The organism is Acidaminococcus nyctereutis, from assembly GCF_052216985.1.
Classification (GTDB): domain Bacteria; phylum Bacillota; class Negativicutes; order Acidaminococcales; family Acidaminococcaceae; genus Acidaminococcus; species Acidaminococcus fermentans_A.
In genome coordinates, this window is sequence record NZ_JBQOUY010000020.1 from 1 (window position 1) to 12268 (window position 12268).

General features: G+C 50.3%; 27 protein-coding genes. All 27 read left to right on the plus strand.

What is annotated here, in order from left to right:
• Positions 1-215 (plus strand): EF-Tu C-terminal domain-related protein (locus ACTUHY_RS09330; RefSeq protein WP_473965311.1); only part of this gene is annotated, 215 nt, incomplete at its 5' end.
• 180 nt (positions 216-395) lie between these two features.
• Positions 396-707, plus strand: coding sequence for a 30S ribosomal protein S10 (gene rpsJ / locus ACTUHY_RS09335; RefSeq protein ID WP_012939263.1), 312 nt, complete (start codon positions 396-398; stop codon positions 705-707).
• Positions 708-719: 12 nt separating this feature from the next.
• On the plus strand, positions 720-1379 hold the full coding sequence (gene rplC / locus ACTUHY_RS09340; protein WP_012939262.1) for a 50S ribosomal protein L3: 660 nt from the start codon (positions 720-722) through the stop codon (positions 1377-1379).
• Positions 1380-1404: 25 nt separating this feature from the next.
• Positions 1405-2034 (plus strand): 50S ribosomal protein L4, encoded by a 630-nt coding sequence (gene rplD / locus ACTUHY_RS09345; RefSeq protein ID WP_012939261.1) that lies wholly within the window; start codon positions 1405-1407, stop codon positions 2032-2034.
• Positions 2034-2324 carry a 50S ribosomal protein L23 gene (gene rplW, locus ACTUHY_RS09350; RefSeq protein WP_012939260.1) on the plus strand — a complete coding sequence of 97 codons (291 nt, stop codon included), beginning with the start codon at positions 2034-2036 and terminating at the stop codon, positions 2322-2324. Before rplD ends, rplW begins: the two co-directional genes overlap by 1 nt.
• Before the next feature lie 21 nt (positions 2325-2345).
• Positions 2346-3176 (plus strand): 50S ribosomal protein L2, encoded by an 831-nt coding sequence (gene rplB / locus ACTUHY_RS09355; RefSeq protein ID WP_012939259.1) that lies wholly within the window; start codon positions 2346-2348, stop codon positions 3174-3176.
• A gap of 28 nt (positions 3177-3204) precedes the next feature.
• Positions 3205-3483: a 30S ribosomal protein S19 gene (gene rpsS / locus ACTUHY_RS09360; RefSeq protein ID WP_278673753.1), complete on the plus strand. Its 279-nt coding sequence runs from the start codon at positions 3205-3207 to the stop codon at positions 3481-3483.
• 23 nt (positions 3484-3506) lie between these two features.
• On the plus strand, positions 3507-3842 hold the full coding sequence (gene rplV, locus ACTUHY_RS09365; protein ID WP_278673754.1) for a 50S ribosomal protein L22: 336 nt from the start codon (positions 3507-3509) through the stop codon (positions 3840-3842).
• Positions 3843-3870: 28 nt separating this feature from the next.
• Entirely contained in the window at positions 3871-4548 is a 678-nt protein-coding gene (rpsC, locus tag ACTUHY_RS09370; protein WP_442827522.1) for a 30S ribosomal protein S3, read from the plus strand.
• Entirely contained in the window at positions 4548-5006 is a 459-nt protein-coding gene (rplP, locus tag ACTUHY_RS09375; RefSeq protein WP_075579432.1) for a 50S ribosomal protein L16, read from the plus strand. The genes rpsC and rplP overlap by 1 nt, the downstream gene beginning before the upstream one ends.
• On the plus strand, positions 5006-5200 hold the full coding sequence (gene rpmC, locus ACTUHY_RS09380; protein ID WP_075579433.1) for a 50S ribosomal protein L29: 195 nt from the start codon (positions 5006-5008) through the stop codon (positions 5198-5200). Before rplP ends, rpmC begins: the two co-directional genes overlap by 1 nt.
• Positions 5201-5237: 37 nt before the next feature.
• Positions 5238-5498: a 30S ribosomal protein S17 gene (gene rpsQ / locus ACTUHY_RS09385; RefSeq protein ID WP_075579434.1), complete on the plus strand. Its 261-nt coding sequence runs from the start codon at positions 5238-5240 to the stop codon at positions 5496-5498.
• A gap of 39 nt (positions 5499-5537) precedes the next feature.
• Complete coding sequence (rplN, locus tag ACTUHY_RS09390) at positions 5538-5906, plus strand: 50S ribosomal protein L14 (RefSeq protein WP_012939252.1); 369 nt, start codon at positions 5538-5540, stop codon at positions 5904-5906.
• 21 nt (positions 5907-5927) lie between these two features.
• Positions 5928-6257 (plus strand): 50S ribosomal protein L24, encoded by a 330-nt coding sequence (gene rplX / locus ACTUHY_RS09395; protein WP_442827523.1) that lies wholly within the window; start codon positions 5928-5930, stop codon positions 6255-6257.
• A 23-nt stretch (positions 6258-6280) separates the two neighbouring features.
• Positions 6281-6823 (plus strand): 50S ribosomal protein L5, encoded by a 543-nt coding sequence (gene rplE / locus ACTUHY_RS09400; RefSeq protein ID WP_012939250.1) that lies wholly within the window; start codon positions 6281-6283, stop codon positions 6821-6823.
• A 12-nt stretch (positions 6824-6835) separates the two neighbouring features.
• A complete protein-coding gene (locus ACTUHY_RS09405) occupies positions 6836-7021 on the plus strand; it encodes a type Z 30S ribosomal protein S14 (protein ID WP_012939249.1) in 186 nt (61 codons plus the stop codon).
• Between the two features lie 30 nt (positions 7022-7051).
• Positions 7052-7450: a 30S ribosomal protein S8 gene (gene rpsH / locus ACTUHY_RS09410; RefSeq protein ID WP_075579436.1), complete on the plus strand. Its 399-nt coding sequence runs from the start codon at positions 7052-7054 to the stop codon at positions 7448-7450.
• Positions 7451-7478: 28 nt separating this feature from the next.
• Complete coding sequence (gene rplF / locus ACTUHY_RS09415) at positions 7479-8027, plus strand: 50S ribosomal protein L6 (protein ID WP_075579437.1); 549 nt, start codon at positions 7479-7481, stop codon at positions 8025-8027.
• A gap of 25 nt (positions 8028-8052) precedes the next feature.
• A complete protein-coding gene (rplR, locus tag ACTUHY_RS09420; RefSeq protein ID WP_075579438.1) occupies positions 8053-8415 on the plus strand; it encodes a 50S ribosomal protein L18 in 363 nt (120 codons plus the stop codon).
• Between the two features lie 18 nt (positions 8416-8433).
• On the plus strand, positions 8434-8934 hold the full coding sequence (gene rpsE, locus ACTUHY_RS09425) for a 30S ribosomal protein S5 (protein ID WP_012939245.1): 501 nt from the start codon (positions 8434-8436) through the stop codon (positions 8932-8934).
• A 12-nt stretch (positions 8935-8946) separates the two neighbouring features.
• Positions 8947-9132 carry a 50S ribosomal protein L30 gene (rpmD, locus tag ACTUHY_RS09430; protein ID WP_154488505.1) on the plus strand — a complete coding sequence of 62 codons (186 nt, stop codon included), beginning with the start codon at positions 8947-8949 and terminating at the stop codon, positions 9130-9132.
• Between the two features lie 15 nt (positions 9133-9147).
• Complete coding sequence (rplO, locus tag ACTUHY_RS09435; protein WP_075579441.1) at positions 9148-9588, plus strand: 50S ribosomal protein L15; 441 nt, start codon at positions 9148-9150, stop codon at positions 9586-9588.
• A complete protein-coding gene (gene secY, locus ACTUHY_RS09440; protein ID WP_442827524.1) occupies positions 9589-10845 on the plus strand; it encodes a preprotein translocase subunit SecY in 1257 nt (418 codons plus the stop codon).
• An 11-nt stretch (positions 10846-10856) separates the two neighbouring features.
• Positions 10857-11501 (plus strand): adenylate kinase, encoded by a 645-nt coding sequence (locus ACTUHY_RS09445; RefSeq protein WP_442827525.1) that lies wholly within the window; start codon positions 10857-10859, stop codon positions 11499-11501.
• 12 nt (positions 11502-11513) lie between these two features.
• Entirely contained in the window at positions 11514-11732 is a 219-nt protein-coding gene (infA, locus tag ACTUHY_RS09450) for a translation initiation factor IF-1 (protein ID WP_009015367.1), read from the plus strand.
• 30 nt (positions 11733-11762) lie between these two features.
• Complete coding sequence (gene rpmJ, locus ACTUHY_RS09455; protein WP_009015366.1) at positions 11763-11876, plus strand: 50S ribosomal protein L36; 114 nt, start codon at positions 11763-11765, stop codon at positions 11874-11876.
• 13 nt (positions 11877-11889) lie between these two features.
• Positions 11890-12255, plus strand: coding sequence for a 30S ribosomal protein S13 (gene rpsM, locus ACTUHY_RS09460; RefSeq protein ID WP_075579444.1), 366 nt, complete (start codon positions 11890-11892; stop codon positions 12253-12255).
• Positions 12256-12268 lie beyond the last annotated feature (13 nt).

The window sequence follows — 12268 nt, forward strand, 5'->3', positions numbered from 1 at the left end:
TCAACGGCTACCGTCCGCAGTTCTACTTCCGTACCACCGACGTTACTGGGGTAGCTCACCTGCCTGAAGGCACCGAAATGGTTATGCCTGGGGACAACGTGGTGATGGATGTGGAACTGATCACCCCGATCGCTATCGAACAAGGTCTGCGTTTCGCTATCCGCGAAGGCGGCCATACCGTTGGCGCCGGTGTCGTTACCGAAATCGAAGGCTAATCCTTCCGATTCAATCGAATGAAAGCCCATATGAGGGGCTTGGCCAAAGCCCCTCATATTCTTATGCTTTACAGGGCCCGCGATGAGGCAGAAGATGGCTTCTGGCCCGCTGGCAAAGAAGGGAACTTCTGCTGAGTATGTCCGTTCTTGGAAACGTGGCGAATGGAGGAATTAAAAACAATGGCAAAGACTCAAAAAATCCGTATACGCCTGAAAGCGTATGACTACAAAGCACTGGATCAGAGTGCTTCCAAAATCGTAGAAACGGCGAAACGTACCGGTGCTCAGGTATCCGGCCCGATTCCCCTGCCTACGGAAAAAAACATCTATACGATTCTGCGTTCCCCCCATGTCAACAAAGACTCCCGTGAACAGTTCGAAATGCGGACGCACAAGAGACTGGTTGACATCCTGGAACCTACAGCTAAGACGATCGATGCACTGACTCGCTTGGATCTTCCTGCTGGTGTAGATATCGAGATCAAAGCGTAAGGAGGTGCGATGATGGCTAAAGGAATCTTAGGCAAAAAATTAGGTATGACCCAAATTTTTGAAGCTGACGGTACTTTGGTTCCCGTAACGGTTGTAGAAGCGGGTCCCTGCGTCGTGCTGCAAAACAAGACCGAAGAAAAAGACGGCTATAATGCTGTCCAGCTGGGTTTTGGGGATATCAAAGAAAAACAAGTCAACAAACCCATGAAGGGCTTCTTCGACAAGGCTGGTGTGGCTCCTGTAAAGGTTGTCCGCGAAGTCCGTCTGGATGCTCCTTCTGAATATAAAGTCGGTGACAAGATTGCGGCTGACATTTTCGCAGCTGGCGATCTGGTTGACGCTGTCGGCGTTTCCCGTGGTAAAGGGTTCGCTGGTACGATCAAACGCCACAACTTCGCACGTGGTCCTATGAAACACGGTTCCAAATCCCATCGTGAACCTGGTTCCAACGGCCCGATGCATTCCGGTCCTGGCGGCCGTGTGATCAAAGGCAAGAAACTGCCTGGCCGTATGGGTGGAATCAGCGCGACTGTGCAGCGTTTAACGATCGCAAAAGTGGACAAGGACCGCAACCTGATCATGGTGAAAGGTTCTGTACCTGGTGCCGCTGGTACCTTCCTGCTGCTGAGAGACACGGTTCGTCCCGATGTCGTGAAAGCAGAACAAAAATAAGGTTTAACGAAAGGAGGGCGTTTCAATGCCGAAAGTAGCAGTTTACGATATCACTGGCAAACAGACCGGTGAAGAAATAGAATTGATGGATTACGTGTTTGGCGTAGAATTCAACGAAGCCGTTGTCCATCAGGCTGTAGTGATGCAGCAAGCCAACGAACGTCAGGGCACTCATGCGACCAAGACCCGCGGTATGGTACGGGGCGGTGGCAGAAAACCCTGGAAACAAAAAGGTACTGGCCGGGCTCGTGCTGGTTCCGTCCGTTCTCCTCTGTGGGTAGGCGGTGGTACCGTCTTCGGTCCTGCTCCCCGGAGCCATGCTAAAGATATGCCTCGGAAAGCCCGTCGTCTGGCGATCCGCTGCGCACTGAGCGCAAAAGTGGCTGAAGGCGCACTGGTCGTGGTAGACAACCTGACCTTCGATGCTCCCAAGACCAAAGATGCTGTCGCTATGCTGACTGGTTTTGAAGCTGCTGACAAAAAAGCCCTGATCATCACTGACGGGGAAAACGAAAACGTAGAAAAATCTTCCCGCAACATCGAAAAGGTTAAGGCCCTGTCCAACGACTGCCTGAACGTTTACGATATCCTGAATGCGGAAAAAGTACTGCTGGCTAAAGATGCCGTAGCAAGAATTGAGGAGGTGCTCGCATAATGGCTGCCAATCCTCGCGACATTATCATCAGACCCATTGTGACCGAAAAGACTTCTGATATGATGAAGGACAACAAGTACACTTTCCAGGTGGCAATGGGCGCAAACAAGACTGAGATCCGCCAAGCCATTGAAGCCATCTTCAATGTGAAGGTTGTGAATGTCAACACCATCCGCGTTCTGGGCAAAACCAAGCGTATGGGCAAATATGAAGGTAAGCGTTCCGATTACAAGAAAGCAATTGTAAAACTGGCTGAAGGTAATACAATTCCGCTCTTCGAAGGAATGTAATTCGTCTAAGGAGGTCAAACAATGGCTATTAAAAGCTTTAATCCGTATTCTCCTTCCAGACGCAGCATGACTGTGTCCACCTTTGAAGAGATCACTACGGACAAGCCCCATCGCCCTTTAGTTGTTAAACTGAACCAGCATGCCGGCCGGAACAATACCGGTAAAATGACGGTTCGTCATCAGGGCGGCGGTCACAAGAGACAGTATCGTATCATCGATTTCAAACGGAATAAAGACAATATCCCTGCAAAAGTTGCGACCATCGAATATGATCCCAACCGTAGCGCCAACATTGCTCTGCTGAACTATGCTGACGGGGAAAAACGCTACATCCTGGCTCCTCAGGGCCTGAAGGTGGGCGATGTTGTTGTCAGCGGTCCCGAAGCAGATATCAAAGTCGGCAACGCTCTGCCGCTGCTGAATATCCCCCTGGGTACCATGGTCCACAATGTGGAACTGAAGATCGGCAAAGGCGGCCAGATGGGCCGGAGCGCCGGCGCTGCCATCCAGCTGATGGCTAAAGAAGGCAGCTATGCTCTGCTGCGTATGCCTTCCGGCGAACTGCGTCAGGTACACATCAACTGCCGGGCTACCATCGGTCAGATCGGCAACCTGGATCATGAAAACCTGACTCTGGGGAAAGCCGGCCGTTCTCGTTGGCTGGGCGTCCGTCCTGCTAACCGCGGTGTGGCTATGAACCCGAACGACCATCCTCATGGCGGCGGTGAAGGTCACTCCCCTGTTGGTCGTAAGCGTCCTGTTACTCCTTGGGGCAAGAGCGCCTTCGGTACTCGGACCCGGAAGAACAAGAAGGCATCTTCCAAACTGATCCTGAAACGCAGAACGAAATAATAGAGTTTGTTGAAAGGAGGCATACAGAGTGTCCAGATCCGTTAAAAAAGGACCTTATGTCCAAGCTAGTCTGCTGAAGAAAATCGAAGCGCTGAACGCTGCGCAGGAAAAGAAAGTCGTCAAGACTTGGTCCCGCAGCTCCACGATTCTCCCTGAATTCCTGGGTCACACCATTGCTGTCCATGATGGACGCAAACATGTGCCTGTGTATATCACCGAAGATATGGTCGGCCATAAATTAGGCGAATTCGCTCCTACCCGTCTGTTCAAGGGCCATGGCGATAAAGCCGCTGCTGTAACGAAATAATCAGGGGAAGGAGGATAAAATAGATGCAAGAAGCTAAAGCTGTTGCCAAATACATCCGTATCGCACCTCGCAAACTGCGCATCGTGATCAACCTGATCCGGGGCAAGTCTGTGAACGAAGCCTTTGCAATCCTCAAGTTTACCCCGAAAGTTGGTTCTGAGGTTATTGAAAAAGTTCTTCGCTCCGCTGTTGCGAACGCTGAACATAACTTTGACATGAACGTTGACAAACTGGTCGTTTCCAACGCTTGCGTTGACCAGGGTCCTACCATGAAGAGAATTCATCCGCGGTCCCGTGGACAGGCCTTCAAGATCCTGAAACGTTCCAGCCATGTCACTGTGGCTGTTTCCGAAAAATAAACATCCTGACAGAAGGAGGGAATGAATAGTGGGTCAAAAAGTTAATCCACATGGTTTCAGAGTGGGCGTAATCGCTGATTGGGATTCCAAATGGTTCGCCGACAAGGACTATCAAAAGAATCTGTTGGAAGATATCAAGATTCGTGATTTCATTAAAGATAAACAATTCCAGGCTGGTATCTCTCGGGTTGCCATCGAAAGAACCGAACAGAAGATGCGCATCAGCATCTATACGGCAAAACCTGGTATCGTGATCGGCCGTCAGGGCAGCAACATCGAACTGCTGAAAAAAGACCTGGCAAAAATGACCGACAGCAAACTGGATATCAACATCATCGAGGTGAAACAACCCGATATGGATGCTACCCTGGTTGCTGAAAACGTGGCTTCTCAGCTGGAACGCCGGATCGCTTTCCGCCGTGCCATGAAACAGTGCGTGGGACGTACCATGCGTCTGGGTGCTAAAGGGATCAAGATCCAGTGTGCCGGCCGTCTGGGCGGAGCTGAAATCGCCCGTACCGAAAGCTATCGTGATGGCAGCATTCCTCTGCACACCCTGCGTGCCAATATCGACTACGGGACTGCTGAAGCCCATACCACTTATGGCCGTATCGGCATCAAGGTATGGATCTACAAAGGTGAAGTCCTGCCGACCAAGGCTGTGAAGAAGGAAGCTCCTGAAGCGCAAGAAGGAGGGGCGAAATAATGTTATTACCGAAGAGAGTTCAGCATCGTAAACAACATAGAGGCCGCATGAAAGGCCGTGCAATGCGTGGCAATAGAGTGGCCCATGGTGAATTTGGCCTGGTAGCTTTAGAGCCGTCTTGGATCACCAACCGGCAGATCGAAGCAGCTCGTATCGCTATGACCCGTTACATCAAACGTGGCGGCCAAGTTTGGATTCAAATTTTCCCTGACAAGCCCGTAACTGCGAAAGCTGCTGGCAGCCGTATGGGTAGTGGTAAAGGTTCTCCTGAGTATTGGGTAGCTGTAGTGAAACCCGGTCGCGTCCTGTTCGAAATGGCTGGCGTAACCGAAGATATCGCTAAAGAAGCTATGCGTCTGGCTGGCAACAAACTGCCGATCAAGACTCGCTTCGTTACGAAAGCTCAGTTAGATGCCGAAGTCACCGCGCGTGAAAATGGAGTAGGTGGTGAAGCTTAATGAAAACTAACGAAATCAGAGAAATGTCTGTTGAAGAGCTGGAAACCAAGCTGGCAGGCTTAAAAGATGAACTTTTTAATTTGCGTTTTCAAATGGCAACGGGACAACTGGAAAATCCGATGAAGATCAGAGAAGTCAAGAAATCCATTGCCCAGATCAAAACGATCCAACGGGAACGCGAAATGAACGCTTAATCCGGGAATAAACCCTAAGCGAAGGAGGAAACATTCCGTGGCTGAAGAGAGAAACTTACGTGTTACGCGTACTGGTAAAGTCGTAAGCGACAAGATGCAGAAGACTGTCGTAGTCGCTATTGAACGTCTGGTTCAACACCCTCTTTACAAAAAAGGCGTAATGCATACCATTAAACTGAAGGCTCATGACGAAAACAACGACGCTCACGTTGGCGATATCGTGAAGATCGCACAGACCCGGCCCCTGTCCAAGGATAAATGCTGGCGCGTAGTTGAAATCGTAGAACGGGCAAAATAAGATAGACTGCTGAGCATAGCTTGGCAAGGGAGGTAAACCATGATTCAACAGCAGACTGTGCTGAATGTTGGGGACAATACCGGCGCCAAAAAGATTATGTGCATCCGTGTGCTGGGCGGTTCCTATCGGAGATACGCCAACATCGGTGACATCATCGTAGCTTCTGTTAAAGATGCTACACCCGGTGGCGTTGTCCAAAAAGGTGATGTAGTGAAGGCCGTTGTGGTGCGTTCCGTAAAGGGCACCCGCCGTCCGGATGGTTCTTACATCCGCTTCGACGAAAATGCTGCGGTCCTGATCAAAGACGATAAGACCCCTCAGGGCACTCGTATTTTCGGACCAGTTGCTCGGGAACTGCGTGATAAAGACTTCATGAAGATCATTTCCCTGGCACCGGAAGTGCTCTAAAGACAAGGAGGTGTTGCAGAAATGGCTGAAGCCGTAAAATTACACGTTAAAAAAGGCGATACCGTCGTGGTATTGGCTGGTAAAGATAAAGGCAAGGAAGGCAAAGTAATCGCTGCTTTCCCGAAGAAATCCAAGGTGACTGTGGAAGGCGTGAACCAGGTGAAACGTCATACGAAACCTTCCCAGAGCAACCCTCAGGGTGGGATCATTACCAAGGAAGCTCCCATCAGCTCCTCCAACGTAATGCTGGTATGCCCGTCCTGCAAGAAACCGACCCGTGTTAAAAAAGTAGCTGCTGGCAATGGCTTTGTCAGAGCCTGCAAAAAATGCGGGGAAGTCATCGACAAATAATCTTCGGGAAAGGAGGAAAACAGATGGCAACGAGACTGCAAGACAAATACAATTCCGAAGCCGTAAAAGGCTTAATGGAAAAATTCAATTACAAGAATGTCAACGAAATTCCGAAACTGGAAAAAGTTGTTTTGAATATCGGCTGCGGTGAAGCAGTGACCAACAGCAAGGCTATTGAATCTGCTGTGGCTGACATGACCATGATCGCTGGTCAGAAGCCCATCATCACCAAAGCTAAGAAATCCATTGCTGCATTCAAACTCCGTGAAGGGATGCCCATCGGCGTGAAAGTCACCCTGCGTGGCAACCGGATGTACGAATTCCTGGATAAGTTCATGAATATTGCCCTGCCTCGGGTCCGTGACTTCAGAGGGGTCAACCCGAAATCCTTCGATGGACGTGGCAACTATTCCATCGGCTTGAAAGAACAGCTGATTTTCCCCGAAATCGACTACGATAAAGTCGATAAAGTCCGCGGCATGGATGTAATCATCGTTACGACTGCGAAAACCGACGAAGAAGGCAGAGAACTGCTGAAGCTTCTGGGTATGCCGTTTGGGGCATAAGGAGGGAAAACCGTGGCAAAGACCGCATTGATTGAAAAATGGAAAGCGGAACCGAAGTTCAAGGTCCGTAAATATAATCGCTGCAAAATCTGTGGCAGACCGCATGCTTACATGCGCAAATTCGGCATTTGCCGTATCTGCTTCCGGAAATATGCTTACGAAGGCGCTATCCCTGGCGTGACGAAAGCAAGCTGGTAAGAGCGGAGAAAGGAAGGAGGGCTTTTATAAATGACCATGACTGATCCGATCGCCGATATGCTTACGAGAATCCGTAATGCCAATTCGGTTCATCACGATAAAGTTGAAATCCCCTGCTCCAAAATCAAAACTGCCATTGCAGAGATTTTGAAGAACGAAGGATTCATTAAAGATTTCGAAGTCGTAGCCGGTGAACACCAGAATGTGATCCGTGTACAGCTGAAATACGGTCCTAACAAGGAAAAAGTTATTTCTGGCATTAAACGTATCTCCAAACCCGGTTTGAGAGTCTACACCCAAAAAGACCAGCTGCCTCGCGTACTGGGCGGCCTGGGTATCGCTGTGATCTCCACCTCCAAGGGCATGATGACCGACAAGGCTGCCCGGAAGGCTGGATTGGGCGGCGAAGTAGTCGCTTACGTTTGGTAAGAATTCCCTAGACCGGAGGTGCTTATAAGTGTCAAGAATTGGAAAAGCTCCGATTACCGTTCCTGATAAAGTAACGGTAACGGTAGAAGATAACCTGGTCTCCGTTAAGGGGCCGAAAGGCGAACTGAGCCGTCAAATCAGCAAAGAACTGACCGTGGCCATGAACGACGGCGTGATTACTGTGACTCGTCCTTCCGACGACAAAGTACATCGCAGCCTCCACGGCTTATCCCGTACCCTGATCAACAATATGATCATCGGAGTTACGGAAGGGTATTCCAAGCATCTGGAAATCCAGGGCGTTGGGTACCGTGTGGCTAAGAAGGGCAAAGCTCTGAGCTTCACCCTGGGCTTCTCCCATCCCTGCGTGATGGATCCTCCCGAAGGCATTTCCTTCGACTGCCCGAACTCCACGGAAATCATCGTTTCCGGTATCGACAAGGAAAAAGTTGGTGCTGTTGCTGCTGAAATCCGCAGCCTGCGGGCTCCTGAACCTTACAAAGGCAAAGGGATCCGTTATGTAGGCGAACATATCATCCGCAAGGTTGGTAAGGCCGGCGCCAAAGGCAAGAAATAATTTCTAATAGGAAGGAGTGAATCTCTTGCTGAACAAGAAAGATAAGAACGCAGCACGTCAGAAACGTCACCTGCGTATGCGCAGAAATATTGTGGGAACGGCTGAAAAACCCCGTCTCAATGTCTATCGCAGCCTGAGCAACATCTACGCTCAGATCATCAACGATGAAACTGGTGAAACTCTGGTATCCGCCAGCACCGTAGAAAAAGCCAATAAGGAAAACTACGGCGGCAACATCGAAGCTGCTAAAGCTGTCGGCACTGAAATCGCTAAGAAAGCTCTGGAAAAGGGCATCAAGACTGTTGTATTCGACCGTGGGGGCTACCTGTACCATGGACGTGTAGCAGCGCTGGCTGAAGCAGCTCGCGAAGCTGGGCTGGAATTTTAACAGAGGGAGGACAAAAGAGTGGCTAATTACGAAAAACAAGATGATGGCTTCAAAGAAAGAGTAGTCTTCATCAACCGCGTAGCTAAGGTCGTAAAAGGCGGACGTCGTTTCTCCTTCTCTGCTTTGGTTGTTGTTGGTGATGAAAACGGCAAGGTTGGCATGGGCCTGGGCAAAGCTGCCGAAGTTCCCGAAGCTATCCGCAAAGGTGTGGATGATGCCAAGAAGAACCTGATCACCGTTCCCCTGAAGGGCACCACCATTCCTCACGAAGTAATCGGTGTGTTCGGTGCAGGCCGCGTCCTGCTGAAACCGGCTATGGAAGGTACTGGGGTCATCGCCGGTGGTCCTGTCCGTGCCGTCCTGGAACTGGCTGGCGTTCGGGACATCCTGACCAAATCTCAGGGGACTTCCAACCCCAACAATGTGGTCCGGGCTACCCTGGAAGGGCTGAAATCCCTGAAGAATGCCAAAGACGTTGCTGCTCTGCGCGGCAAAACTGTTGAAGAACTATTAGGCTAAGGAGGTAGCATGATGGCACAGGTAAAGATCACGCTGACCCGTAGCTTAATCGGGTATCCCAAAGACCAACGCGCTACTGTCAAGGCTCTGGGTCTGACCAAGATCCGTACCAGCGTTGTGAAAGAAGACTCTCCTGCTCTGCGCGGTATGATCCACAAAGTGGAACATATGGTCAAAGTAGAAGAAGTGAAGGCGTAATAAGGAGGTCTGCAAATGTATTTGCATGAATTGGCTCCCGCTGCCGGCTCCAAAAAAGCTCGCGTCCGTGTAGGCCGCGGTCTTGGTTCCGGTCTGGGCAAAACATCCGGCAAAGGCCAAAAAGGTCAGAAATCCCGTAGCGGCGGGGTGAAACGTCCTGGTTTCGAAGGTGGCCAAAAGCCGTTGTATCTGCGTCTGCCGAAACGCGGTTTCTACAATAAATTCGGTAAACATTACACTGAAATCAACGTGGAAGTATTCAACTGCTTTGACGACGGTGCTGTAATCGATCCTGTATCCCTGATCGAAGCCGGCCTGGTGAAAAACATCCGTGACGGCATCCGTGTCCTGGGGAATGGCGAACTGACCAAGAAAGTAACGGTCAAAGCCATGGGCTTCAGCAAAACGGCTCAATCCAAGATCGAAGCTGCCGGCGGTAAGGTAGAGGTGATCTAATTGGCATCAGCCCTTGATAACCTGTTAAAGGCTACGGAACTCCGAAAGAAAGTATTCTTTACCCTTGCGATGTTCATAGTATTCAGGGCTGGTACGCAAATTCCCGTCCCGGGGGTTAACGCAGCCATGATCGAACGGCTTTTCACCAGTGGGAATCTGTTCGGTCTTCTGGATCTGTTCTCCGGCGGTGCACTTAGCAAATTTTCTATATTTGCTATGAGCATTACTCCTTACATCAATGCGTCAATCATTACGCAGCTGCTGACAGTGGTGATCCCGACTTTGGAAGAATGGTCCAAAGAGGGAGCGGAAGGAGCAAAAAAAATCAACAAAATCAACCGCTACGCAGCGGTTGGCCTGGGTGCCATTCAGGCTGTGGGGATGGCGTATGGCTTGCGGGCAGCAGTCAATAATCCTGACTTCTTCTCCTTTGCCATGATCGTCATCACGCTGACCGCAGGTTCTCTGCTGCTCATGTGGATTGGGGAACAGATTACAGCCAAAGGGATCGGGAACGGGATTTCTCTGATCATCTTTGCTGGGATCATTTCCCGGCTGCCCAATGGACTGGCTGTGATCGGCCGGTACCTGCAGGCAGGTACGATCAATGTGTTTAATGTACTGATCTTCGCTGCGCTGGCAGTGCTGATGGTGATGTTTGTGGTGGCGATTACCGTCGCTTATCGGAAAGTCCCCGTCCAGTATGCAAAGCGGATCGTAGGTCGGAAGATGTACGGAGGGCACACCACCTATATTCCCCTGAAAGTGAATCAGGCTGGTGTCATGCCCATCATCTTCGCTTCTTCCGTATTGATGTTTCCTGTGACCATTGCGCAGTTCATCAAGATCCCCTGGATCCAGAAAGTGGCCGGCTATCTAGCATGGGGCACACCTCTGCAGACCTCGCTGTACATCCTGCTCATCCTGTTCTTCACTTACTTCTATACGGCAGTAAGCCTGAACATCCCGGATATGTCCGACAACATCAAGAAGTATGGAGGGTTCATCCCTGGGCTGCGGCCTGGCAAACCCACTACGGACTATCTGGATAAAGTGATGAACCGGATTACCCTGGCGGGTGCTGTTTTTCTGGCATTCATTGCTATTATGCCTAACTTGATCGTCTGGCTCACAGGAATTTCCGGAGTTTACTTCGGCGGAACGGCTCTGTTGATCGTAGTAGGCGTAGCGCTTGATACAATGAAACAGGTAGAGTCCATGACCCTCATGCGGCACTATCAAGGTTTCATGAAATAAGGAGAGAGAACATGCATATTCTTTTAATGGGACCTCCTGGCGCAGGCAAGGGGACCCAAGCGGAAAAATTAGTTGCCGATTTCCCTATTCCTCATATTTCTACGGGAGATATGTTCCGTGCGGCTGTGAAAAATGGGACGGAATTGGGGAAAGAAGCCAAGAAATATATGGATGCCGGCGGTTTGGTCCCCGACAGTGTCACAATCGGCATTGTCCGGGAACGGCTGAGCCAGCCGGATTGTGTGAAAGGATTCATCCTGGATGGGTTTCCCCGTACCAAAGAACAGGCAGCAGCTCTGGACCAGATCCTGAAGGACCTGGGGATTTCCCTGACCGCCGCCGTCAACATCAGCGTACCTGATGAAGACCTGGTGGCCCGGGTAACCGGCCGGCGCATCTGCAAAGACTGCGGTGCTACCTATCATGTGGTATACAATCCTCCGAAACAGGAAAACGTATGCGACAAATGCGGTGGGGAACTTTACCAGCGGGATGATGACAAAGAAACCACTGTGAAGAAACGTTTGGAAGCGTACCATAGCCAAACTGCTCCTCTCATTGCGTATTACAAAGCGGAAGGCGTGTATAAGGAAATTGACGGCACTCAGCCCATCGACAAGGTGTATGCTGATGTGGTCGCTGCGGTACAAGGGTAAGGAGGCATTAGCGTGTCAAAACAAGATGCGATCGAAGTAGAAGGTACTGTCTTGGAATCTTTACCCAATGCGATGTTCCGGGTAAAACTGGAAAACGATCATGAAATCCTGGCACATATTTCCGGAAAAATACGTATGAACTTTATTAAGATCCTCCCAGGGGATAAGGTGACCGTAGAGCTGACGCCCTATGATCTGAACCGGGGTCGGATTACATATCGGTTCAAATAAAGAGGATTGGCAAGAGGAGGTTCAAGCAACATGAAAGTAAGACCGTCTGTGAAACGCATTTGCGAAAAATGCAAGATCATCAAACGCAAAGGCCGCGTTATGGTCATTTGCGAAAACCCGAAACATAAACAAAGACAAGGATAAGGAGGTGCTTTGAATGGCTCGTATCGCCGGTGTAGATTTGCCTAGAGATAAACGTATCGAATATGCTCTGCCGTACATTTATGGTATCGGCTTGACTCTGTCCCGGGAAATCCTGGGCAAGACCGGGATCAATCCGGATACCCGGGTCCGGGACCTGACCGAAGCTGAAATTGCTAAGCTGCGTGAAATCCTGGATCATGAATATAAAGTGGAAGGTGACCTCCGTCGGGAGGAATCCCTGAACATCAAACGCCTGGTGGAAATCGGCTGCTACCGCGGCCGCAGACATCGTGCAGGACTGCCTGTACGGGGTCAGAACACCAAAAATAATGCTCGTACCCGTAAAGGCCCGAAAAAAGTGGCCGGAGCTAAGAAGTAAGGTTGTCTAAGGA